Raw genomic sequence first — 23505 nt, 5'->3', positions numbered from 1 at the left:
TCCTTCTTTCTGTATCTGTAGTAGTAATTAATAGCGTTGTGCTGCGATGTACTTGCCAAGCTCCACGAACATGCTGCCCATCCGTTCATGCTCAGGCATCACAATTCGCGTGATCCCTTCGTCTTTCAAGGACTCCGAGGTAATCCGGCCTACAGAAACAGCCAGTACCTTGTCTGCAAAAGCCTGCACGAGTTCCTGCAGCGTCCCCTGCTCCCTGGCATACTGGGCCAGAAAGCGGAATTGCGGAGCACTCGTGAAGGCTACAGCATCGACTCTGCCTTGAGCGATATCGTCATACAAAAGAGCAAGTGCCCCCGGCTCCGGGGGGGTATGGCGGTAAGGCTCCACTTGAAGGACGGATGCTCCAGCATCCTTCAGCCAGGATACCAGATGAGGGGCCGGATCTCCGTGCAGCTGCACCACAACCGATTTGCCGCGCAGATCCCAGCCTTTGAGGCCCCGTATCACTCCGGCTGTACTGCCGTCGTCATCACGCACCTCAGGCTGTAGCCCGCGCTTCTTCAGCGCATTAACGGTCTTGTAGCCACGTGCCGCTATCGGCGCAGCGGAGAGAACCCCGAGAAAGCGATCCTCCAGCTTCATCTGCAATGCCATATCAAACAGGGCTTCCAGCCCCATCCCGGTCGTCAGAATAGCCAGGTCCGGCGGATGAGCGGTCCAGGCGGTGATTCCCTCCCGCAGCGCCTCATCATCCAGAAACACGGTGCCTTGCGCAGGCCGATGCAGTGCGGTGCCACCCATGTTCTGCACCAGCTTGGCCATTTCCTCCGCTTTGCGCGGACCCGCCAGGGCGACGGTAATCCCCTGCAATTGCTCTGCCATATTCCTTTCTCCCCCTCATCAGCCCAAACATTATTGCTTATCAGTATACTTGCAAAGGGCGGAAAAAGAAAAGATGCAAAGCTATTCTTAGCTTATGATTTTGTCGAATACAACCTAAAACGCCCCACGAGCTTCTGCAATTCTTCAGCAAGATGACTAAGATCGGCCGATGAAGATGCGATCTCCTCCACCGAAGCGAGCTGCTCCTCGGCAGCTGCAGAAATCGTCTCCGTATTACCTGCTGCCTCCTGGGAGATTCCTTGGATTTCGCTAATGGCTGCCTGCATACTGACAGCTTCTGCCGTCAGCGTGCCAACGGCTCCTTTCATAGCCTCAATCTTCTCTGCTGCCCCCTTAACGGCTCTGCGGATGCGGGAGAAGGAACGCCCCGTTGAATCCACCGCAAGAATCCCCTCTGACACCTTGCCCCGGGCATCCTCCATCGTCACCGTTGCCTGCTGCATCTCAGCGTTAATGGAAGAAATCTGCTCCGCAATCCTATGCGCCGATTTCTCTGATTCCTCGGCCAGCAAGCGGACCTCCGATGCCACAACAGCGAAGCCCCTGCCCTGCTCACCGGCTCTGGCCGCTTCTATGGAAGCATTGAGAGCCAGAAGATTCGTCTGGCGGGCAATGCCGGTAAGGACACCGACAATTCCGTGAATCTGGCCGGTGCGGTTATTCAGCTTGTCGATCACACCGCTGAGCTCCTCTACCGTTTCATGAATGCCGTTAATTTTGTCTACAACAGTAATCACAGAGTCATTCCCCTCCGCTGCGGACAGCGAGGTTTTATCCATCATTACCGATACCTGCTCCATGAATCCGGAGATTTGCGCCACTTCGTTTGCGGTTGCGGCTGTACTCTCCGTTCCTTTACGCACACTGTGCACCTGCCGCTCCGTGCCTGCCGCTACTTCCTGAATCGCTATTGTTACATGCTCAATGGCCTTGGTTGTCTGTTCCGCCCCGGCGGTTAATTCTTCTGCGGAGGCAGATACATTGTCTGTCATCTCCTGCACGCTGATGATCATATCGCGCAGATTTACGACCATGGAACGGAAATTATCTGCCAGGAGTCCGATTTCATCTCTATGGAAGTCACCAATATCTTCCGAGAGGTCTCCCCGGGCAATAATCTCTGTTGCCTTGCGCAGACGAGTCAGCGGCTTCAGGATAGAGGACACATTGAAATAGATCAGCACCAGTGCGAGCAGCACCGAGATGGAGATTACGATCAGAGCCTTGTCCCTAATCCCGCTCGTGGCAGCAGTCACCTCATTTTTGCTGATGGTCCCCCCGATTCTCCAGCCGGTGAGTTCGTTTACCTGATACGTCATCTTTTTGGGGGCATCCTTGTAGGTATAATCAAATGAACCGCCCTCTCCTTCAAACATCACTTTCACAAAATCAAGCGAGGATTCCTGCCCAATCTTTTCTGTTGGATGTACGAGAAACTTTTTGCTGCTGTCGATAAGGAAGATGTATCCTTCCTGACCCACCTTAATGTCTGTCAGATTCGCCAGCTCAGCCAGGTTGAGGTTCAGAGTCATCACTCCTCCGCCATCTTCAAGCACAGCGGAAATCGCTACTGCTGTTTCATTATTAACCGTCTGGAAAGCCGGTGAAATCACCGCTCCCTTCCCGTGCTTCAGTGCATTTACATAAGCATTCTCCTTGCGCGGGTCATACCCTACCGGGAACTTGACATCCGCGGCATGCACCATCTTCGCCCGGCTGGTTGCGACATAAATATCCAGCACATCAGGGTGAAGCACGGCATACTCCTTCAATCTTTCTTTTACCGCAGCACCAGCGTCTCCAGACTGTTCTCCATTCAGAGCTGCGGAGGAAACCTTCTTGGCAAAATATTGGATATCATCCATTTTGGATTGAATATTCGCGTCAATGATTTCATTTACTGCCGCTACACTTTCCTTAGCATTGTTCATAAGCTGGCCTTCCACTTTGCTGCTGGCTGAATCGTAGGTTTGCCAGCCTATAATCATGCTCGGTACCAGAAGAACAAGCAAATATGTAGTAATCAGCTTCATACGGATGGTTAAACGGGACTTGTGTTTCATATGCATGTTCACGCTCACTTTCTTTTTGGGTCTTAAGTATGAATTGATCTTCAGCCTAATATATAATTATATATCAGCCAAACAAACCCTTTTTTATTTACCAACTCTTCAGTATTATCATACTAATTTGTAGAATTTTTATATAAACACAGCAAAAAGACCGTTTCCATGAAAACGGTCTTTTCTTATATATGTTCATAATTTTCCGGAATTTAATTTTCACTTCCAGCCAGTGCTTAAGACCTCTTACCCATTTTGCTTCTGCAGGACGGACATACCCCTCCAAACACCACATGCGCATGAGTAATCGAATAGCCTGTCTCCTCACTGACCCTGTCTGTCCATTCCTGCGGCACCTGGGTCATGACCTCATCCACCGCGCCGCAAACCTCGCAGAGAATATGCTGATGATCATCGAGACGGGCATCATATCGGCTGGCGGCCTCACCCAGCTTCAATTCGCGGATCATTTGTTTGTCCGACAGATAGCGTAAGGAGTTATATACGGTCCCATAGGCGAGATTATGTCCCTGCTCTACCAGCCGGTTCATTACTTCTGCGGCAGTGGGGTGGTCATGTGAACCCCGGACAATATCATACACGGCTTGACGCTGGGAGGTCAGATTCAGGGTCTTCATCTTTATCATCCTCTAATTTGTTTTTAGATCAAGTATAAATCCAGAGGATGACATAGTCAATCCGTCAGGTCAGCATGCAGAAATACCGCGCGCATTACTTTCATCAGGCATCCCCCCCCTGCACCAGGGTTTCTTTTGACGGGAGTGTGGTAATAAATGAAATGAGTCTTACAGTGATGGAGGAGATTAACATGAAGGAGAATAGGATGAACAGCACACCACAGTTCCCGCAAAGTCTTCCACAATTTCCGCAATCGTTCTGGAGAGCCAGCAGCGAGATACCTTCCTTTCCACCTCTTGCAGAAAACCACGATACCGATGTTGCGATTGTCGGTGGCGGAATTACCGGGATTACCACCGCCTACCTGCTGACCAATGCAGGATATAAGGTGACGCTGCTGGAAGCGGGAGAACTTTTTGCCGGGACTACCGGATTTACAACCGCCAAAATCACCGCCCAGCACGGACTGATCTATCATGATCTGGTCAAGGATTTCGGGGAAGAAGCAGCCCGGCTCTATTTCCAGTCAAACAGTGAGGCATTGGAATGGATCATCCAAACGGCGCAAGAACTGAACCTGTCCTGCGGACTTACACGCGAAACAGCTTATCTCTATGCCGACAAGGGGGATGAGAAGACGCTGAGGCAGCTGGAGGCGGAGTTCGAGGCCTATGGCAAGATCGGACTTCCGGGTGAATGGCAGGATCATATTTCGCTTCCCCTGAGCGTGGACGGTGCCATTAAGCTTCCGGGCCAAGCCCGTTTTCATCCGCTCCACTATCTTAAGGGACTCCTGGACGTTATTGTGGATAAGGGCGGGATGATCTACGAGCATACGATGATTGGAGAACAAGTGAACAAGGATGGTGGCATGCTTACACTGCATACAGAACAAGGAAAGCTTACCATCAGCTGCAGACATGCCGTGTCCGCATCCCACTTTCCTTTTTATGACGGCGGGGCCCTATATTTCTCCCGTCTGCATGCGGAGCGCTCTTACTGTCTGGCTATTGATCCGGAAACCGACTATGAGGGTGGAATGTATCTAAGTGCCGGAACTCCCGCCCGTTCTCTGCGGGCAGTGGAATGGAATGGCAAAAAGCTGGTCATTGTCGGCGGTGACAACCATAAAACCGGACAAGGCATCTGCACCTTTGGCCATTATGAGAATCTGGAGAAGTTCGCCGGGGAGCTACTGGGCATCCGGGGTATTCCCTTCCGGTGGTCGACCCAGGACCTGGTCACTCTGGACCGTGTGCCTTATATCGGCAAAACAGCCGAGGATGAGGAAATCTATATCGCCACCGGCTTCCGTAAATGGGGCATGACCACCGGAACCCTGGCAGCACGCCTGATCGCAGACGGCATCCAGAGGCACAGCAATCCGTACACAGAACTGTATGACCCCTCGCGCTTCAAGCCCCGGCCTTCGATCAAAAACTTCATCGTCCAGAACGCCAATGTCGCCAAGGAGCTGGTCGCAGGCAAAGTAGAGATTATCCATAAGAAGACGCATGATCTGAAGCCGGATCAAGGTGCAGTCGTCTTTCATGACGGCAAGCGCGTTGGGGCCTACCGCGATCCTGAGGGACATCTGCATCTGGTGGATAGAACCTGCACTCATATGGGCTGCGAAACGGAGTGGAACGAGGGAGAACGCTCCTGGGACTGCCCTTGCCACGGCTCCCGCTTCTCTTTTGAAGGAGAGGTGCTGGAAGGTCCGGCGACACTTCCGCTCACCAGGCTGGAGTCCGGGGAGTAAGCTGAAGCAGACCCCTCCTGTCTGAGACGTGATTCTCCCTTCCCGCTCGGGTATAATGGGAGCTGAATAGCAGCCCTATTAATAAGCATTGCAAAGGAGCGTGACGTTAGATCATGGATTTGAGAGGAAAAAGTATTGTCATTACCGGTGCCGGCAAAGGGATCGGCAAAGCTCTGGCTATGGCACTGGCCAAAGAAGGCGCAAATCTGGGGCTGATCTCCAGAACAGCGGCTGATCTGGAGGCGCTGAGATCGGCGCTGACCGAAGTGTATGATGTCAAGGTAAGCATTGCAGTGGCAGACATTGCTGTGCGCGAGGAAGCAGAGCGGGCCGTAGTTGCCCTGCAGAATGACCTTGGTGCGTTCGATGCGCTGATCAACAATGCGGGTATCGCCAAGTTTGGTACTTTTCTGGAGATGGACCCAGCAGATTGGGAACGCCATATGCAGATCAACCTTTTCGGCAGTTACTATGTGACCCGGGCAGCTCTGCCGGCCATGATTGAGCGCAGCAGCGGCAATATCATCAACATCTCCTCCACAGCCGGAGAGCGTGGCTTTGCCACCGGCTCAGCCTACTGTGCTTCCAAGTTCGCGCTCATGGGTATGACTGAAGCGCTGGCACAGGAAGTCCGTAAGCATAACATCCGAGTGGTTGCACTTACCCCAAGCACCGTTAACACCGGACTGGCGGAGAATGCAGGACTGAAGATCGGCGACGAGGACCGGATGATGCAGCCTGAGGATGTAGCCGAGCTAACGCTGGCCGCCTTGAAGCTGCCGGACCGCGTCTTCCTGAAAACTGCAGGGATATGGACTACTAATCCGCAGTAAACAGGGGAGTTAACCTTTCGAAGGAGGACTGGACATGATCGTAGTAACGAATACCATTAAGGTAAAAGAAGGCCATGGAGATGGCCTGGCCAGCCGCTTTGGCCAAGCTAATGGCGTACAGGACATGCCTGGTTTCATCCGCCTGGAGGTATGGCATGGCGCGCCCAAGAACGGTGTAGAAGAACTGAAAATATGCACCACCTGGGAGGATGAGGACGCCCTCAAGGGCTGGACCACCAGCCCGTCCTTCCGCGAATCTCACCGCGGCGCCGGCAAGAACGAGAACATTATTGAAGCCTCGCTCGACAAATACGAGCTGCTGCTCAGCCGTACGCAAGGAGAGTAAGCTTCCGGGTGGTGGAAGGAGCGCGGATCAGACTTCATCTCGCAGAAACCGGGAGTGGCCTGCAGAAACGCCTTCGCTGCGGAGGCAGCGGCGCGCCCAATAACGGCGTTTCTGCCGTTATTGGCTTCAGTTCCGGCAGCGGCGCGCCCAATAACGGCGTTTCTGCCGTTATTGGCTTCAATTCCGGCAGCGGCGCGCCCAATAACGGCGTTTCTGCCGTTATTTAAGCTACCTAAACAGGGATGCCCCGCTGACCTATACGGTTCAGCAAGGCATCCCTGTTGTTATCCAATAGTATCGGAGATGCCGGGTCACGCCTTACTTAAGGCTCCCTGACCCCCATCTCCCAATATGTTCAGGTACTTATCAAACCTCGCTCACAGACAGCGTCCGATCCAGCTCCTTGTGTTTGCCAGGCCAGAAGGACCAGCGGCCCAAGAGTACAGTAATCGCCGGCACCAAGAACGGGCGGACTATAAAGGTGTCCAGCAGCACCCCAATGGCGGTGATGATGCCGAACTGCACCAGCACTTGAATCGGCAGGCTGGCCAGTACCGCAAAGGTTCCGGCCAGAATGAGCCCGGCTGAAGTAATAACCGATCCGGTTTCATTTACGCCCTCGGCAATGGCTTGCTTCAGCGGCATGACCTTACGCTTTTTCCAGATGTTCGAGATCATGAAAATGTTGTAGTCCTCGCCAAGCGCAACCAGGAACACGAAGGAATACAGCGGGATCGCCCCCTGTATGGCGTCTGCCCCCATCATATAATGAATAATAATCCAGCCCAGTCCTAGCGCAGAGAAGAAGGACAGGATTACAGTGGCTACCAGATAAACTGTCGCTACCACAGACCGCAGATAAATTAACAGCAGTATGGTAATCATCCCGATCACGACGGGAATAATCAGATCCGTATCCCGTTCTCCGATTTCTTTGGTATCGTATTGGGTAGCCGTTTGTCCGCTGATCCATACGCTGTCCTTGGCATGGTCCAGACCGGATTCAGCCAGTGCCTGCTCGGTAGATGCCTGTATCGCAGGAATGTGATTCATGGCTTCCAGGGAATACGGATTGCTCTTGAATTCAATATCATAGCCGAGAATATTCTTGTTAACTGCCCCCTGCTGCGGATCGGATACCTTATCGATATAAGAAATGCCGCCAAGGACAACCTTGATATCCTCTCCGTTCACCTTGCCCTGTGTATCAATCATCAGCTTGGCCGGAGCCAGCTCACCGGGAGAGAACTGCTTGCCGATCAGGTCAAAGCCCTGACGCGACTCCATATCCTTCGGAAAGGATGAGAGGATATCATAAGTAAACTTGATCCCGCTGGAAAAGGACGCGAGGACACTCAGAAGGACCACCGTTATGCCAACAATCGCCCAGGGGCGGGAAACAACCAGATCGCCGATTCCTCTTTTACGCGTCGGATTGGGCTGCGGAGCCGGCTTGCCTTTGGCCTTGGCCCGGGCGGCTTCCATCTGCGGAGTGCGCGGAATGAACGGGAAGAAGGATGTCCGGCCAAAGATCGCCAGCAGAGCAGGTACCAGTGTCAGACTGGCAATCCCCATGATCAGAATCGAGACGCTGAACGGAACCGCAAACCGGTGGTACGCGCCATATTTGGCCAGCAGCAGCGCAAACAGCGCCAGCACAACGGTAAATCCGCTCATCGCGATCGCACCGGAGGAATGGGTGATCGCACGCAACAAGGCGTGGCCCTTATGCTCCTCCACCTTCAGCATCTGACGGAACCGGGAAATCAGGAACAGGCAATAGTCCGTACCTGCGCCGAACAGCAGCACAGTCATAATGGAAATAGCCTGGGAATCCACGGTGATCCAGCCCTCCTGGGCCATTTTACCGAGCACAGGGCTGGTAACTCCATAAGCAAAGCCTACCGCTACCAGTGGGATCAAGGCCAGAATTGGTGAACGGTAGATCAGCAGCAGGAACACCAGCACCAGCACAACCGTTGCGATCAGCAGGGATACGTCGGCGTTCTGAAACAGTCCTGTGGCATCGACGGAAATCCCTACCGGTCCCGTTACCCGAAGGCTCAAATCCTTACTGTCTGTCGTCGCCGCAGCCGGGTCGCCGCCCGTTTCTGCGGTTATAATCTTTTTCAATGCTGTTAAAGCATCACTGAGTTGGTCACTGTCAGCCGTCTTATCAAATAACACAGGTGTGACCAGCGTGCTGCCATCCTCTGACAACGAAGCCTTCAGCGCCTGCGGCGGCAGCTGTCCCAGCGGGGGAACGTAGTTCTGATGTGCCAATGGCTGCTTTTCAAGCTTGCTGTAGATAGTGGTGATATGTACCAGGTCCTTCTCAGACATTCCGCCTTCCCTATGCCATACAAGCAAGGCAGGAACGCCGCTGCCGGCCGGGAACTCCCTTTCTGCAACCACAGACGCACGCACCGACTGCGAGTCCCCAGGCAAGTTCGACGCATTGTTCTGCTCCTGTGAGTTCACTGAAGGCCATAACATGGTGAGTGCTCCTATGACCGCAATCCAGACAACAAGAGTAATCCATTTGGTCTTACTGCCTGCCACCCATTTTCCGTAGCCTGACATTCCTTTCATCCTCTCTTCGTACCCACCAGCCCCAAAATGAACCGCGGGTCATTTTTGTTACCTTTATCATATATACCCTAAAAATTTTAATCAAACCTTTTTTTCAAAAGAACACATTATTCATATGTGTATAGCCTATATCTCTATACTTAACTGCAGGCTCTGTGCTGGATCAGATGTTTTTTGTCATTTGTGTGCACATCAAAAAGCCCCCCATTCCCAGCAAGCACTAGCCTGCTGGAAGGAGGAGCCTCTCGTGCGGCAACTGCCGCAGCTGATGAAACTATTCGTCTATATTATGAGTGCTTAGCCTACATCCGGTAGACCTTCATCGGAGAACTGGCTGTTGTACAGATCGGCGTAGAACCCGCCTGCTTCCAGCAGCTCCACATGAGTGCCTTTTTCAATGACACTACCCTGGTTCATCACGAGGATCAGGTCAGCGTCACGGATGGTGGACAGACGGTGGGCGATGACAAAGCTCGTTCTGCCCTTCATCAGCGTATTCATCGCTTTCTGAATTTGCACTTCGGTCCGTGTATCGACGCTGCTTGTCGCTTCATCGAGAATCAGAATGGAAGGATCGGCCAAAATTGCCCGGGCAATGGTCAACAGCTGCTTCTGCCCCTGCGAGATATTGGACGCTTCTTCGTTCAGGATGGTGTTATAGCCCAGCGGCAGTGTACGAATAAAATGATCGGCATGCGCTGCCTTAGCAGCCCGCACCACATCGGCTTCCGTAGCCCCTTCGCGTCCATAAGCGATATTCTCACTGATGGTCCCGTTGAACAGCCACGTATCCTGAAGCACCATCCCGAATTTGCTGCGCAGCTCGTTGCGCTTCATATGGGTAATATTCACACCGTCAATGATAATCTCACCGCCGCTGATTTCATAGAACCGCATCAGCAGGTTAATCAGCGTGGTTTTGCCGGCACCGGTTGGTCCTACAATAGCAATGGTCTGTCCGGGGCTGACTTCAATATTCATGTCTTCAATAAGAATGGCATCTTCTTTGTAGCCAAATTTCACATGACGGAATTCAACCGAACCCTCTTCTGCATCCGCTGGACGTTTGGCCAGGGAAGTACTGACTTCAGGAATCTCCTCTTCTTCATCCAAAAGCTCAAATACACGCTCTGCCGAGGCAATCGTTGATTGGATAATGTTGGCAATGTTGGCCGTCTGCGTAATTGGCATAGTGAACTGGCGCGAATACTGGATAAATGCCTGAATATCTCCGACATCAATAATCTTCTTGGTGACAAAAATACCGCCGACCACACAGACCAGCACATACCCCAGGTTCCCGATGAACATCATCAGCGGCATGATAATCCCAGAGATGAATTGTGCCCGCCAGCCGGAGTCATAGAGTGAATCGTTAATTTTATTGAACTCACCCAGCGAGTGCTTCTCGCGTCCAAAAGCCTTAACGATACGGTGACCCGTGTACATTTCCTCCACATGCCCGTTTAACTGGCCCAACGATTTCTGCTGGCCGATAAAGTAGGTCTGTGAACGTTTGCTGATCCCCATGATAACCACAAAGCTCAGCGGCAGCGTAATTATGGTGATCAGGGTAAGCCAAGGACTGATGGTCAGCATCATAATAATGACCCCGATAATCGTCACAATGGCCGTAATGAGCTGCGTCAAGCTCTGCTGCAGCGTAGTGCTGATATTGTCCACGTCATTGGTCGCGCGGCTCAGAATTTCCCCGTGGGTACGGGAATCAAAATATTTCAGCGGCAGCCGTTCCAGCTTGCTGTTGATCTGCTCGCGCATATCAAAAACAACCTTTTGCGCCACACCGGACATCACATACTGCTGCATATAGCTAAACAATGCGCTGAACAGGTATAGAGCGCCCAGAATAATCAGAATATCGTTAATATAGCCAAAATCAATCTTGGCACCCGGCACGCCCATCAGCTTGCCATATGCGCCTTCAAACAATTTGGTCGTCGCTTTACCCATGATTTTGGGACTGAAAATACTGAATACTGTACTGGCAATCGCCATAACAAATACGATAATGAGCTGCATCTGACGCGGCCGCAGATAGCGGATCAGACGGCGCAGCGTTCCTTTAAAATCCTTGGCCTTTTCAGGAGGCAGTCCCATACCCGGACCGCCCGGGCCACCAGGACCGCGGCCGCCGCCGAAACCGCCTTGCCGGCGGGGAGCTGATTTGCTTGCACTATTCTGTTCACTCATGCTATTTCCTCCTCTGACAGCTGCGAGGATACGATCTCGCGGTACACTTCACTGTTATCCAGCAACTCGCGGTGTGTGCCCATTCCGGCAATCCGGCCGTCATCAATTACAATGATCCGGTCAGCATCCATAACCGTGCTGACCCGCTGGGCAACAATCACTACGGTCGAATCCGTAGTCTCGCCTTTGAGTGCGGCCCGCAGCTTGGCATCCGTCTTGAAGTCAAGCGCCGAGAAGCTGTCGTCGAACAGATACACCTCAGGTTTTCTTACCAATGCACGCGCAATCGATAGACGCTGCTTCTGGCCGCCGGAGACATTACCCCCGCCTTGGGAAATTTCGGAATGGAAGCCGTCTTTCATGGCGGAGATGAAGTCGAAAGCTTGGGCGACTTTGGCCGCATGGACAATTTCTTCGTCTGTAGCATCTTCTTTGCCGTAGCGGATATTCTCACTAACCGTACCCGTGAACAGTACAGCCTTTTGCGGGATATAGCCAATCTTGCTGCGCAATTCCTCCTGTGTCATGTCCCGCACATCGACGCCATCTACACGCACTGCGCCTTCGTCTACATCATAGAACCGCGGAATGATGCTGAGCAGAGTAGATTTACCTGAACCTGTACCCCCGATAATCGCCGTAATCTCACCGGGCTTCGCACTGAAGCTGATGCCTGAGAGTGCTGGCTGTTCGGCACCAGGGTAGGAGAACGATACATTATCGAATTCAACAAAGCCATGCATGTTGTCCCGTCCATCCTTGCGGGTAGCATTGGCAGTGGTTTGGAGCTGTCCAGCGGTTGGATCTGTAATTTCGGGCTGCATATCCAGCACCTCGTTAATACGAAGCGCAGAAGCGGACGCCCGGGGAATCAGCACAAACATCATGGAGACCATGATCAGGGAGAACATAATCTGCATGGCATATTGAATAAAAGCCATCAGCGAGCCGACCTGCAAATCTCCGTCCCCAATCCGGATGCCGCCGTAATACAGAATGGCAATCATCGAGAAGTTCATGACAATCATCATCAGAGGCATTAGACCTGCCATGATTTTATTAACCTTGATGGCCGTATCCGTGAGATCTTTGTTGGCTTCGGTAAACCGCTCGTTCTCATGATTGATCCGGTTAAAGGAACGAATCACCCGGATACCGGTCAGATGCTCGCGCAGCACACGGTTCAATTTGTCCAGCTTGACCTGAATCGCTTTGAACAGTGGCAGACCCTTCATCCCTATGAAGAGAATCGCACCCACCAGCAGCGGAATAACGACCACAAAGATCAGGGAAAGCTTGGCATCCTCCGATACCGCCATGATGATCCCGCCGATCATCATCATCGGGGCACCGATCATCATGCGGAGCATCATTGTCAGTACGGTTTGTACTTGTGTAATATCATTGGTAGTACGTGTAATCAGTGAGGCTGTTCCCAGCTTGTCAAATTCATGCAGGGTGAAGTTCTCCACATGATTGAACATCCGTGAACGGGTATTCTTGCCGAACCCGGCGGCAACTTTGGCCGACAGGTAACTCGCTATGATGGAGCATAAAGCTCCTCCGGCGGCAACCAGCAGCATGAATCCGCCGATTTTCCAAATATAGCTGCGGTCTCCGTGCACAATCCCTTTGTCAACAATGTCACTCATCAGGGTAGGGAGATACAGGTCGCCCATGGACTGCAGGAATACAAGGATCAGCACGGCTGCGATAGCCAGCTTAAAGGGCTTCAATTGTCTCATTAATTTAATCAAGTTTCTCATCTCCGTTCATTTGTAACCGGTCCAAATTAGGCGGCGGATTGTCCTCAACGAATCTGCGCACCTTCAGCAGCAGCTCCGCCAGTTGGTCGCTTTCGTCTTCGCCCAGATACTCCACCAGGTGATTTAGCGTCTGGTTCATGTGATCCTTTGCCCTGCGGGTAATCATTTCTCCCTGTTCCGTCAGCTTGATCCGCACGACCCTGCGGTCGGTTGCATCCGGCATTCGTTCCACCATGTGCTTGGCCTCAAGGCTGTTAATCAACTGTGTGACGGTTGGGGGGGTGAGTCCCATATAACGGCTGATTTCAGAAACCTTCAGTCCCATGGCACCTTCATGCGATCTTTTTGCGATAGATATTAATAAAGTCATCTCACTTGGCTTATGGCCCTCTACCGTGTGCTGCCAGTGTGTTTTGCGCAACTGCCGGAGTGCGGCAAAAAGCTTGTGTGCGACTGGATTTTCATGATTTATCCCAATGCTTCCACCTCGATTTTAATTAGGTTGCCAAATTATTAAATACTATATTAATTAGGTTACCTAATTATATTTTTGGTTCTGCACTTTGTCAATTCATGAATGCGTTATCAATTATTACGGAATGAAGAACACTTTTATAAACATCAAAGACACAAAAAAACCGCCGGAGTGGCGGTTTTTTTGTGTGCCTGGTTGTCCAACCTGCAACGGATCTTAATAACCCATTCCATGCTCCATTATTGTAAATGATCCGCCTGCTGACCCCGTAGTTTCATTAGACACTCCTGGTCCGATTACAATAAAGCTAAATAATGCCAGAACGCTGAATGCCGTTAACAGTGTTTTCTTCATTTTTTCTCAGCTCCCTTATGGTTTCACCATATTTCTTCTGTTGCTGTTCCGTAGCATAGTTCCTGTACGTCTCAAATAAAGTTACACAATCAATCACGTTGCCCGCACCATTCAGCCGAATGGCCAAATGAAGAGACTGAAGAATAGTCTCTACTCCTTGATTATACTGCCCACGGTCCAGAAGGTACATCGAAATCTGGTAACGCAGACGATATAACCGGTCAATATTAATAGGGTCCATAAATTGCTCAAAGCGCACCATTTCACGGGAAAACTGCGCAAGCACTTTATCGACAGAGAAACCGTAACGGTTCGCAGCCTCGACAATAACTACCAATCCGGGCAAAATCTCACCAGGGTTGTTGGCCAAGAAGGCCGAATATGCCGGAAGAGCCGCTTTATTGCCTATCATCATCTCCAGCGTAAAGCTGTTGGCTACTGCAAAAAGGCTGAAGTCCTTAACCACTTCCCGTCCCTCATCATCCAAAATTTCAAACCAGCTTAGGTCAGCATATCCGGCGGTATACTTCTTCGCTTCCTCATATTTACCTTGTTTGGTAAGTGCGGTTGCCTTAGCCAGATAGCCATGACCATAATAGATGACCAGGGGGCGTTCTAAATCCAATTCTTCCTCACGTCTCTTTGATTTCTTCCGAAGTTGTTCCCTGTAAATCCCATTGGCCAGCGCTCTCAATTCATCGGCGAACTTCTCTACGTCCTTCCACTTATGGAGTGTGAAGCAGACGTTAGCCAGCTTCAGCAGTCCATCGAGCTGCATCTTCTCCGGAAGACGCCCGCGATAGGGCTCAAAGGTAATGACCGCACGGAGCTGTTCCTCTTTATCCACTATGGATTCTAGCGACTTGAAGATGCGGTATTGGCAAATAGCCATTCGTTCGGAATAGCTATCCGGCTCGTTATCTACGATAATCCGGTAAAAAACCAGGGATTCCTGAATCTTCCCGCCTGTAAACAACTTCTCTGCCACGGAGTACAGGATATCCAGTGGCTTGGGGTACTCCATAATCCGGTTCAGAACATCTTCGACACAATGCATTTTGCCGATTTCTGCACAGCGGATCAAAAAAGGTTCTACTCTTCTGCGAGAAATCCGCTCCTCACTGAAGCATTCGTCCACATACAGCGGATACAGCCATCCTTCAGGAAATCCGAAAGCTCTGGTGACTGCATCCAGTTGCCCCAGAGACATCGGTTTAGGAGGATTCCCGTGCAGAATTGCACTCAGACTTCCACGGTTCAGACCGGAAACCTTGGCAAACGAAGCGAGATTATGGCCCGAGCGGGACAGATGCTTCTCAATTTCAGAGCGTATGGTCTTCAACTTTGCCTCCACCCGGCACCTCCTCCGTCAATTTCAAGATGAACCTTCTATTAATTGACATTATAGGTGAAGCTTATAGAAAGCACAACAAAATGACCCGAACAAAATGGGGCCATTATTTTCATAAGCTATTATCCCGGGACAAACTACTGCTGTAACGCAGCTTTATTGCGTATTCTCTGGCTCTTGGTATTCTTTCCGAAGGTGTTCACAGTGTTCTTGCGGCTGCGCAGACTCTCCATCATTTTGTTCTGGGCCAGTACAATATAACCGTCCAGCCGTTGGCTGAGCTCCAGGACTACATGATCGCTGAGACTGCGTTCCTGAGCAACCTCCAACAATTCACATCTAAGACTCTCTATAGTAATAAATAACTCATCTTCTCTATATTCTTTTCCAAGTTCAACCGGAGAATTTTGGTAAAGGTTCACGGTTACTCACCTTCTCTCTATCAACTTCTCCCTTATCATAATTCATGATGCCAAAAAACATATTTTGAAAAAAAAGAAAAATATGTCGATCATCACACAAGTGAAATTTTCATGATAGCGACCGTCCCTCTTCTCCGGGCGGGAGGTAACGTTCTCCCAGAACCCCCATGGCAAAATGAATCCATTCGCGTGCCGCAAAGGATAAATAGCGGTCCCGGCGCCAGATCATGCCCAGCTGCCAGGGAATGACTGGCTCGGTCAACGAAACCACAGAAATCCGTGTGCGGTCCATATCCCGGCAGATGGTCTCCGGCAGAAGGGCAATGCCCATTCCCGCTTCAACCATCCGGCTGATCAAATCCCATTGTGAGCTCTCATAGACGACCTTCGGCTGAAAGCCCACCTTTACGCACTCCGTAATAATCCGGTCATGGAGGGCGAAATCTTCCCGGAATAGCACAAACTCCTCCTCCGCCAGTTCCCGAAGCGGCACAGAGGCGGCTCCTGCCAAGCGGTGGCCTGCCGGCACTAGCAGCTCCAGCTTCTCTTCCACAAAGGTGAAGCAGTGGAACAGCGCCGTATTTACCGGCAAAACAATTGCACCGATATCGAGCAGCCCGGTCTCCACATCATCCTCCACCTTTTTGGCTCCGTCCTCATGCAGGCGGATGGTGACGTCCGGGTAGCGGCGGTGAAATTCTCCGATGACTGCTGGGAAGAAGCTTGCACCCACCATGGGCGGCAGCCCGATCCGGATATGCCCCTTCTCCAGATTGCGCAGACTATCCAGTTCTGAGGAAAGGTTAACGAATGATTCCACGATATTCTGCGCTTTGGTCAGCAGGATCTCTCCTGCATCTGTGAGACGAATACTCTTCCCTTCACGGTAAAAGAGGTCGGCTCCCAGCTCCACCTCCAGACCCCGGATCATTTTGCTAATGGTGGGCTGCGAGATGTACAGCGATTCTGCCGCTTTGGAGAAGCTGTTCAGCCTGGCAACCTGGACAAAATACTGCAGCTGGCGGATATCCAAATTTTTCGCCTCCATGTATAGATAAATGGAATGTCACTTATTCAATCTATTCATTTTACCTATGAAAGAAAAGGATGTAAACTTTCAGTAACAAGGAAAGCACACGCTGTCCTCTGAACGAAAGGAGCGAAGCCTTATGAAAAAGCTTGGCATAGGCTTGCTGCAGGTAGCCGGACTCACCGTATTTTCGATGTTGGTTAATTCCTTAACCCCATATCTCCATATTCCCATTCCCGGAAGCATCATCGGCATGATCCTTTTATTCGCACTGCTGGAATCCGGTATCATCCGTCTGAATTGGGTAGAAGTTGGCGCTTCCTGGCTGCTTGCCGAACTGCTGCTGTTCTTTATCCCTTCAGCTATAGGTGTTATGAATTATTCGAAGCTGCTCGAAGCAAACGGCCTTCAAGTGCTGGGAGTTGTGCTCGTAGGCACTTTTGCCGTTATGGCCAGCTCAGGGCTGCTCACGGGAGCCATATTTAAAGTAAAGGAGCGTAGAGGCTCATGATGACCGGACTGCTCTTGCTTGCACTGACCGTCGCTGTGTACCTGCTGGCGAAGCGAATCTACGCTTCCAGTGGCAAAATGTATACCTCCCCGCTCATCATCACGCCATTGCTGGTTATCAGCTTTCTGCTGATGACGGGAATTCCCTATGAATCCTACAATGCGGGAGGAAAATGGCTTTCGGATCTGCTGCAGCCGGCAACCATCGCCTTTGCAATCCCTCTTCATAAAAACTTCAAGGTACTCAAAAAGCACGCCGCCGAAATTGCGGCAGGCGTGCTGTCAGGAACGGTTATGGCCGTGCTCTCCTCGATGCTGCTGGCCAAATGGCTGCATCTAAGCGGCGCCCTGGCAACCAGTCTGGTACCTCGTTCGGTGACTACACCGATCGCCATGAGTATCTCGCAAAGCATCGGCGGCGTTCCCAGCATTACGGCAGTATTCGTGATTCTGACCGGAGTGCTGGGTACACTGATGGGGCCTTCTGTCCTTCGCCTCTTCCGCATTGACAACGAAATTGCGCGCGGTGTATCGCTGGGAACCGCCGCGCACGGTACGGGCACCTCCAAGGCTTTCGAGCTGAGTTCGCTGACCGGCACCATCTCCAGTATCGCGATGATTCTGACCGCGCTGTTCTCCATAGGGCTTGCGCCGGCTCTCCTCGCGGTTTTCCTCCACTAGGCCGCCCCGGCTTGGGCCACAAGACCTGACAACTTACAGAGCTGTCAGGTCTCTTTGTGTGCATGAACTTGCTTACTCACTGTCTGTTCTTACAGTTTCACCGGCAATCCGCTCTGTGCTGATTCATAAGCTGCACATGTCACCTTCAGCGTCTTGTAGCCGTCTTCGTAGTCACTGAGAATACGCGACCGGTCACCGGTCCGCACGGCATGCAGAAAGGCCTCGCTCTCCACCGCGTAGGGGTTGCCTGAATTGGCATATTCCTGGCTGTCGCCGCTGCGCACCTCAAGCAGACGCTCCGGATTCCAATCCAGCAGTCCTTTGTCATTATAAAAGCTAAGTCCTACCCGGCCCACTTCACCCGGCAGCACGCAGGTATTCGAGATATTCGCAACAATGCCATTGTCCAGCTTCAGGGACACCGTCCCTACATCTGCTACAGTTACGCCCTCATGCTGCTCATGCATGATGCGGTTGCCGAACATGCCGTAGACCTCTGTCACCTCTCCGCCCAGATAGCGAAGCAGATCGACGATGTGGGTGGTCTGCTCGGTAAATTGTCCGCCGGACTGCTCCTGATCGCGCCACCAGGCTACACCCGGCATGCCGCCCATCCACTGTCCGACAATCATCCCCACCTTATCCCCGCTAAGTAATTTCTTCAGCCGGGCAATATTCTCCTGATAGCGGAAGTGGTAGCCAACCGAGGTCAAGAGTCCATGCTCCTTAATATCCTGCAGCAGGCTGGCCGGAATCTCCGTACTCGAGCCCAGAGGCTTTTCCACAAAAAAAGGAATATCCCTGCGGATCAGCGCCCGCTCTATCGTTCCATGAGACTGTGGAGGCACACAAACGTACACCGCATCCAGCTTGTGGGCATCCAACATCTCTGTAATTTCCCCATACCCTTCGGCACTGTAGGCACTAGCCATCTCTTCGCCTTTTTGCTTAGTGCTGCCGCAGATGGCCTGGAGCTTCACATCCTCCATTCCTGCCAGCAGGTCGGCATGCACCTTGGAGAACCAGCCCGTTCCTACAATCCCTATATGAAGTGTCATCATTTTACCTCCCGTAAATCTGGATGTATACCTTTTCAAAGATTATACCCGTTCAGGTGCGGATAAGGTAGTCCCGCCACTCTTCGGGCAGCAGGTCCGCATAAGGCTGGTGCAGGAAACGGTCATCCGCCAGCACGATAATCCCGCTGTCACTCTCGCTGCGGATCAGCCGCCCGCCCGCCTGCTGGACCTTGCACATGCCCGGATAGACATAGGCATAGTCAAATCCGTTCTTGCCTTGGGACTGAAAATAGCCGCGCAGCAGATTGCGCTCCAGCCCGACCTGCGGCAGGCCGACGCCGACAATCATTACACCGTTCAGGCGGTCTCCAGGCAAATCGACACCCTCCGAGAAAATCCCGCCAAGCACCGCAAAGCCAAGCAGCGTTTCCGGGTTGTCCGGACGAAACGAAGAGAGGAATTCCTCCCTCGCCTGCTCGCTCATGCCGCTCCCCTGCACCAGAGTCATGATCTCAGGATACTTGTCCGTAAACACCTCGAAGACGTTCTGCAAATACGCGTAGGAAGGAAAAAACACCAGATAGTTCCCCTTTTTCGCAGCCATCCCCCGCAGTGTATCACTGAGCGGCACCAGAGAATAGGCACGGTCATGATAGCGGGTGGATACCGGAAGCACGGACACCTCCCACTGCTCTTTGTGAAAGGGGGAAGCCACACGCAGGCTATAATCCTCCTCCGCCGAACCAATCATGTCCCGGTAATAAGACATGGGCGAGAGTGTCGCAGAGAAGAGAATCTGGCTGCGGAAGCCCTTGGCCATCTGCTGCAGCAGATGCGAGGGGTCCAGATTGAACAACTTCAGGAATACATCACCGCGCCTTACCTCTGCGTAGGTGACATACCGTTCGTCATAAGTCTTCAATGTGCGCAGCATGCCCTGGACTGCATAATAAGTATCCAGCAGGCTGTCTTCCTCTTCATCCGGCAGAGCTACAAGCGAAGAGGATGGACTCAGCAGTTCTAATTCCGCTTCAGCGGCAAAGGCCTCCAGCAGCAGCGGCAAGTCCTCAGGATATTCAGCCCATTGTCCCTCTCCATCTTCACTACAGCTTTTGCGCAGCGCAATGAAAAAAGCATTCACCGCCTTGGACGCAGCACCAAGCTTGCGGTTTACCGTCTTATACTGCCGCTGCAGGCTCAGAAACGGCGCCTTGGTCAGCGAGGCGGAGAACATTTCCCTGCCCCGGTCGACCAGATTATGAGCCTCATCCACCAGCAGCACCGTCTTCTTCTTCCGTTCCTCCGGCAACCGTTTCAGGCTGATCCGGGGATCATAGATATAGTTGTAGTCGCAGATGACCATATCGCAGGCATAAGCCGCATCCAGCGAGAACTCAAACGGGCATACCTCATGCCTCCGGGCATATCCGGCGATGATCTCCTGTGTCATCAGGGTTTCATGCTCCAGCATGTCCAGCAGCGCCGCATTCACCCGGTCATAATAGCCCTCGGCAAACGGGCAGCCCTCCTTGCCGCATTCCTCCCGGAAGCAGGCCTTCTCCTTGGCCGTCAGGGTGATAGCATGCAGATGAAGACCGCCGGCAACCAGCAGCAGGACCGCTTCCTGCGCCGCAAACCGGGTAACCGTCTTGGCGGTCAAATAGAAGATACCTGATATTATCCCTTCACCCAGTGCTTTTACCGCCGGGAAAAGGGTCGACATCGTTTTACCGATGCCTGTGGGTGCCTGGGCGAACAGATTCACACCTTCGGCAGCCGTCTTATAGACGGCGGCAGCGAAATGCCGCTGACCCTGCCGATAGTCCGGGAAGGGAAAGGTCAGACTCCGGATACTCTCATCCCTCAGCGCCCCATGGCGTATCCTCAGTTTCGCATAAGGTGCATACCTTGCAACCGTGTCAGCGGCAAAGGCTGCAAGTTCTTCGCGGGTAGCCTTCCGGTACAGGCTGCGCTGCTCGTCGCTGCCCCTAAGAACATAGGTGAGCTTCACTTCAATTGAAGCAAGCTCCTGCTCAAGTGTGATCATATAGGCATACATTAACGCCTGCGCCCAATGAACCTCCCGCCCTTCCTGGGTGGAATCCAGAGGTCCGGCAATGGATTTGATCTCCTCTACAATCAGAGTGCCATCTTCTCCGGCTAACAGTCCGTCACAGCGCCCATCGATGATGAACAGAAGGTCCTCATAAGGAATCTCCGTCTTGAGATAGACCTCTTTGCGGTCTCCTTCTTTATATTGCTTCTGAATATGCTGGTGAATACGCGTGCCTTCCGCCATGGCTGAGCCGCTCCGGAAACCCGGTTCCAGGCTGCCGCTGCTGAAAGCATATTCCACGAGTGTTCGTACCGAAAGAAATACCTCTGCACAGTCCATGTTTCTTCCTCCTCCACCGCTAACCCCACCTTATTTCCGCCCTTTTCCTCCGGTATACCACCATTAAGCGTTAATCTTCCAGGCTTCACAGGTCTGCATTTCAAATTGCTCTTTACCGGGTGGCTATACGGCATTTCTGATTTTTGACAATCGTCGCCCAGCGCTGCATAATTAGGTCTATTAATAATGGAATTCTTATCTTGTACCTCTTCCTCCTAGCCGGGAATTGGTGTTTATTATGCAGAAAGAAGGCGAAGCTGTGTCATCCTTACCCGTTAAACGATGGCTGTTCAAACCATTCGTGTTTTTCTCCATTCTTTTTATCCTGAAGAGTTTTCTTGCCTGGGGCGTAATCTTTGGGGATTTGGCCTCCTGGAAAACACTCTTAACAGAGATTCCCTTTGTCTGGGCCTTATTTGCCCTGATCGAACGCTTCGCTTCCAAACGGAAGCTTGGCTATTACATGACGGTTAATCTGCTTGTCACCGCAATCTTTTTTGCCGCCATTATGTACTTCAAATATTACGGCGTCATCGTAACTTACCATGCGGCGGAACAGGTCAATCAGGTCACTGCTGTACGTAACAGCGTATTCTCCCTGATGGATCCGTATTATCTGCTGATCTTTGCCGACATCATCGTCCTGGGCTTCTATTTCTTTATTAATAAGAAGGGCCGGACCTACAAGAAGGATAACATTAATCACCGCAACGGAAAACTCTCGCATAGTCTTCTGTTTGCAGTTTCCCTGGCTCTATGCCTGTTCAATATCCTGCCCAACAAGGCCAGTATGAATGAGATCAAGAAGGCGCAGGAGATGGGCATTCTGAATTATGAGGCGTACACGATTTTTGCCAAAGACAAACCTGAGCTTGTGAATGCCAGTGAAATCACCCAGGATGCGATCAACAAGCTGAAGGGAATAGATACCACCGCAGTCCCACCGCTTCAAGGCATAGCCAAGGGCAAAAACCTCATCATTATTCAATTGGAGTCGTTCCAGAGCTTTCTGCTTGGGCTTAAGCTAGACGGACAAGAGATTACACCGAACCTGAACCATCTGATGGAGAACAGTCTGTATTTCCCCAACTTCTATCAAATGGTCGGACAGGGGAATACATCAGATGCCGAATTTGTAGTGAACTCTTCCTTCTATATTCCGCCGCAGGGTGCGGCTACCATGGCTTATGTAGACAAAGAGCTGCCCAGCCTGCCGCGTCTACTGCAGAACAACGGCTATCAGACAGCTACTTTCCATACCAATGATGTGGAGTTCTGGAACCGCGGTGAGCTCTACAGCGCACTCGGCTGGGAACATTATTACGATCATAAGTTCTTCGGAGACGAGGATTCTTTTTTCTTCGGACCCTCTGACGAGGCGCTCTACCGCAAGACCTCTGATAAGCTGAAGGAAATGGATACGGACAGCAAACCTTTTTATGCACAGGTCATTTCAATGTCTGCCCATCATCCATTCACCATTCCTGAGGAAAAATACAAGATGAAGCTGCCGGAGCGGTATGAAGGTACTTTTGTCGGGGATTATGTCCGGGCCCAAAATTATGCGGACTATGCCTTTGGACAGTTCGTGGATGAGCTTAAGGCAAATGGTGTATGGGATGACAGCCTGATCATGGTCTATGGAGACCATATGGGGTTGCCAATCTATTCACTGGATCATGATGATAAGGAATTAATGACGGAAATTTACGGGCATGACTACGAATATGCCAATATGCTCAACATCCCGCTGATTGTCCATGATGAGGGGACGATTCAGCCTCAGACGTTGGATCATGTCGGCGGCGAAGTGGATATCATGCCAACTGCAGCTAGTCTGCTGGGAGTGTCCATGGACAACAACATTCACTTCGGACAGGACATGACAAGCCAGGCCTATAACCTGCTTCCGCAGCGTTATTATCTGCCTACCGGATCCTTTATCGCCAGCTCCGGGCTGCTGATCCCCGGCAACAGCTTTGAGGATAATACGCAATCCCGTCTGGCCTCGGGAAACAAGTCTCCGGCCGGAACCGAGGATGAGTACAACCGCGCGCTGCGCCTGCGCCAGCTCTCGGACAGCTACGTCACGCAGCTCCCGGATAAAGTTAAGGCTGCAGAATAATACGCCATCCAAAAAACAGTCTTGCCTCAACAGAAATATACAAAAGAAACCTCTCCTTTGAAATGGA

19 protein-coding genes are annotated in these 23505 nt (G+C 51.7%); 7 read left to right on the top strand and 12 right to left on the bottom strand.

Annotated features, from left to right (window positions below):
• Nucleotides 1-27: 27 nt before the first annotated feature.
• The 3 genes from A3844_RS16915 to A3844_RS16905 form a co-directional block, all read right to left on the bottom strand.
• Nucleotides 28-843, bottom strand: a complete 816-nt coding sequence (locus A3844_RS16915; protein WP_074108023.1) for a uroporphyrinogen-III synthase — start codon at nucleotides 841-843, stop codon at nucleotides 28-30.
• A gap of 92 nt (nucleotides 844-935) precedes the next feature.
• Complete coding sequence (locus tag A3844_RS16910) at nucleotides 936-2933, bottom strand: methyl-accepting chemotaxis protein (protein ID WP_083606901.1); 1998 nt, start codon at nucleotides 2931-2933, stop codon at nucleotides 936-938.
• Nucleotides 2934-3163: 230 nt separating this feature from the next.
• Nucleotides 3164-3565: a Fur family transcriptional regulator gene (locus A3844_RS16905; protein WP_074101984.1), complete on the bottom strand. Its 402-nt coding sequence runs from the start codon at nucleotides 3563-3565 to the stop codon at nucleotides 3164-3166.
• A gap of 191 nt (nucleotides 3566-3756) precedes the next feature.
• Between A3844_RS16905 and A3844_RS16900 the strand changes: the two genes are divergently transcribed.
• The 4 genes from A3844_RS16900 (at nucleotide 3757) to A3844_RS16885 (ending at nucleotide 6734) form a co-directional block, all read left to right on the top strand.
• Nucleotides 3757-5328 (top strand): FAD-dependent oxidoreductase, encoded by a 1572-nt coding sequence (locus tag A3844_RS16900; RefSeq protein ID WP_244169791.1) that lies wholly within the window; start codon nucleotides 3757-3759, stop codon nucleotides 5326-5328.
• A 113-nt stretch (nucleotides 5329-5441) separates the two neighbouring features.
• Complete coding sequence (locus tag A3844_RS16895; RefSeq protein ID WP_074087374.1) at nucleotides 5442-6161, top strand: 3-ketoacyl-ACP reductase; 720 nt, start codon at nucleotides 5442-5444, stop codon at nucleotides 6159-6161.
• A gap of 34 nt (nucleotides 6162-6195) precedes the next feature.
• Nucleotides 6196-6507: an antibiotic biosynthesis monooxygenase gene (locus tag A3844_RS16890; RefSeq protein WP_074108022.1), complete on the top strand. Its 312-nt coding sequence runs from the start codon at nucleotides 6196-6198 to the stop codon at nucleotides 6505-6507.
• A gap of 8 nt (nucleotides 6508-6515) precedes the next feature.
• On the top strand, nucleotides 6516-6734 hold the full coding sequence (locus A3844_RS16885) for a hypothetical protein (protein ID WP_074108021.1): 219 nt from the start codon (nucleotides 6516-6518) through the stop codon (nucleotides 6732-6734).
• 139 nt (nucleotides 6735-6873) lie between these two features.
• Here the strand turns inward: A3844_RS16885 and A3844_RS16880 are convergent, their stop codons facing one another.
• The 7 genes from A3844_RS16880 to cidR form a co-directional block, all read right to left on the bottom strand.
• Entirely contained in the window at nucleotides 6874-9099 is a 2226-nt protein-coding gene (locus A3844_RS16880) for an MMPL family transporter (RefSeq protein WP_074108020.1), read from the bottom strand.
• A gap of 297 nt (nucleotides 9100-9396) precedes the next feature.
• On the bottom strand, nucleotides 9397-11310 hold the full coding sequence (locus A3844_RS16875) for an ABC transporter ATP-binding protein (protein WP_074087377.1): 1914 nt from the start codon (nucleotides 11308-11310) through the stop codon (nucleotides 9397-9399).
• A complete protein-coding gene (locus A3844_RS16870) occupies nucleotides 11307-13067 on the bottom strand; it encodes an ABC transporter ATP-binding protein (protein ID WP_074108019.1) in 1761 nt (586 codons plus the stop codon). Before A3844_RS16870 ends, A3844_RS16875 begins: the two co-directional genes overlap by 4 nt.
• The gene (locus A3844_RS16865; protein ID WP_083606900.1) at nucleotides 13060-13446 is read right to left on the bottom strand and encodes a MarR family winged helix-turn-helix transcriptional regulator; all 387 of its coding nucleotides are present in this window, start codon (nucleotides 13444-13446) and stop codon (nucleotides 13060-13062) included. The genes A3844_RS16870 and A3844_RS16865 overlap by 8 nt, the downstream gene beginning before the upstream one ends.
• A gap of 412 nt (nucleotides 13447-13858) precedes the next feature.
• On the bottom strand, nucleotides 13859-15259 hold the full coding sequence (locus A3844_RS16860) for a DNA-binding protein (RefSeq protein WP_074101989.1): 1401 nt from the start codon (nucleotides 15257-15259) through the stop codon (nucleotides 13859-13861).
• Between the two features lie 134 nt (nucleotides 15260-15393).
• The gene (locus A3844_RS16855; RefSeq protein WP_074087381.1) at nucleotides 15394-15678 is read right to left on the bottom strand and encodes an aspartyl-phosphate phosphatase Spo0E family protein; all 285 of its coding nucleotides are present in this window, start codon (nucleotides 15676-15678) and stop codon (nucleotides 15394-15396) included.
• Nucleotides 15679-15787: 109 nt separating this feature from the next.
• Nucleotides 15788-16711, bottom strand: coding sequence for a cidABC operon transcriptional activator CidR (cidR, locus tag A3844_RS16850; RefSeq protein WP_143192096.1), 924 nt, complete (start codon nucleotides 16709-16711; stop codon nucleotides 15788-15790).
• Nucleotides 16712-16847: 136 nt separating this feature from the next.
• Here cidR and A3844_RS16845 point away from each other — a divergent pair, with 136 nt between their 5' ends.
• Together A3844_RS16845 and A3844_RS16840 are read left to right on the top strand one after the other, a co-directional pair.
• Nucleotides 16848-17219, top strand: a complete 372-nt coding sequence (locus tag A3844_RS16845) for a CidA/LrgA family protein (RefSeq protein ID WP_074087383.1) — start codon at nucleotides 16848-16850, stop codon at nucleotides 17217-17219.
• Nucleotides 17219-17899: a CidB/LrgB family autolysis modulator gene (locus A3844_RS16840; protein ID WP_074087460.1), complete on the top strand. Its 681-nt coding sequence runs from the start codon at nucleotides 17219-17221 to the stop codon at nucleotides 17897-17899. Before A3844_RS16845 ends, A3844_RS16840 begins: the two co-directional genes overlap by 1 nt.
• An 89-nt stretch (nucleotides 17900-17988) precedes the next feature.
• Here the strand turns inward: A3844_RS16840 and A3844_RS16835 are convergent, their stop codons facing one another.
• On the bottom strand, nucleotides 17989-18957 hold the full coding sequence (locus tag A3844_RS16835; protein ID WP_074101990.1) for a Gfo/Idh/MocA family protein: 969 nt from the start codon (nucleotides 18955-18957) through the stop codon (nucleotides 17989-17991).
• A gap of 52 nt (nucleotides 18958-19009) precedes the next feature.
• Nucleotides 19010-21313 (bottom strand): helicase C-terminal domain-containing protein, encoded by a 2304-nt coding sequence (locus A3844_RS16830; RefSeq protein ID WP_074108017.1) that lies wholly within the window; start codon nucleotides 21311-21313, stop codon nucleotides 19010-19012.
• A 238-nt stretch (nucleotides 21314-21551) separates the two neighbouring features.
• Here A3844_RS16830 and A3844_RS16825 point away from each other — a divergent pair, with 238 nt between their 5' ends.
• Nucleotides 21552-23438: an LTA synthase family protein gene (locus A3844_RS16825; RefSeq protein WP_074108016.1), complete on the top strand. Its 1887-nt coding sequence runs from the start codon at nucleotides 21552-21554 to the stop codon at nucleotides 23436-23438.
• The last annotated feature ends 67 nt before the right edge of the window (nucleotides 23439-23505 follow it).

Source organism: Paenibacillus helianthi (assembly GCF_001909055.1).
GTDB classification, from domain to species: Bacteria; Bacillota; Bacilli; order Paenibacillales; family Paenibacillaceae; genus Paenibacillus_AQ; species Paenibacillus_AQ helianthi.
Note: the sequence above shows the minus strand (reverse complement) of the source record. Positions and strands in the feature narration are given on the sequence as shown.

Bases quoted from the DNA above. Each gene is read 5' to 3' on its own strand.
- A3844_RS16915 (WP_074108023.1), bottom strand. From the start codon at position 843: ATGGCAGAGCAATTGCAGGGGATTACCGTCGCCCTGGCGGGTCCGCGC.
- A3844_RS16910 (WP_083606901.1), bottom strand. From the start codon at position 2,933: ATGCATATGAAACACAAGTCCCGTTTAACCATCCGTATGAAGCTGATT.
- A3844_RS16905 (WP_074101984.1), bottom strand. From the start codon at position 3,565: ATGAAGACCCTGAATCTGACCTCCCAGCGTCAAGCCGTGTATGATATT.
- A3844_RS16900 (WP_244169791.1), top strand. From the start codon at position 3,757: ATGAAGGAGAATAGGATGAACAGCACACCACAGTTCCCGCAAAGTCTT.
- A3844_RS16895 (WP_074087374.1), top strand. From the start codon at position 5,442: ATGGATTTGAGAGGAAAAAGTATTGTCATTACCGGTGCCGGCAAAGGG.
- A3844_RS16890 (WP_074108022.1), top strand. From the start codon at position 6,196: ATGATCGTAGTAACGAATACCATTAAGGTAAAAGAAGGCCATGGAGAT.
- A3844_RS16880 (WP_074108020.1), bottom strand. From the start codon at position 9,099: ATGAAAGGAATGTCAGGCTACGGAAAATGGGTGGCAGGCAGTAAGACC.
- A3844_RS16875 (WP_074087377.1), bottom strand. From the start codon at position 11,310: ATGAGTGAACAGAATAGTGCAAGCAAATCAGCTCCCCGCCGGCAAGGC.
- A3844_RS16865 (WP_083606900.1), bottom strand. From the start codon at position 13,446: ATGACTTTATTAATATCTATCGCAAAAAGATCGCATGAAGGTGCCATG.
- A3844_RS16845 (WP_074087383.1), top strand. From the start codon at position 16,848: ATGAAAAAGCTTGGCATAGGCTTGCTGCAGGTAGCCGGACTCACCGTA.
- A3844_RS16840 (WP_074087460.1), top strand. From the start codon at position 17,219: ATGACCGGACTGCTCTTGCTTGCACTGACCGTCGCTGTGTACCTGCTG.
- A3844_RS16835 (WP_074101990.1), bottom strand. From the start codon at position 18,957: ATGACACTTCATATAGGGATTGTAGGAACGGGCTGGTTCTCCAAGGTG.
- A3844_RS16830 (WP_074108017.1), bottom strand. From the start codon at position 21,313: ATGGACTGTGCAGAGGTATTTCTTTCGGTACGAACACTCGTGGAATAT.
- A3844_RS16825 (WP_074108016.1), top strand. From the start codon at position 21,552: ATGCAGAAAGAAGGCGAAGCTGTGTCATCCTTACCCGTTAAACGATGG.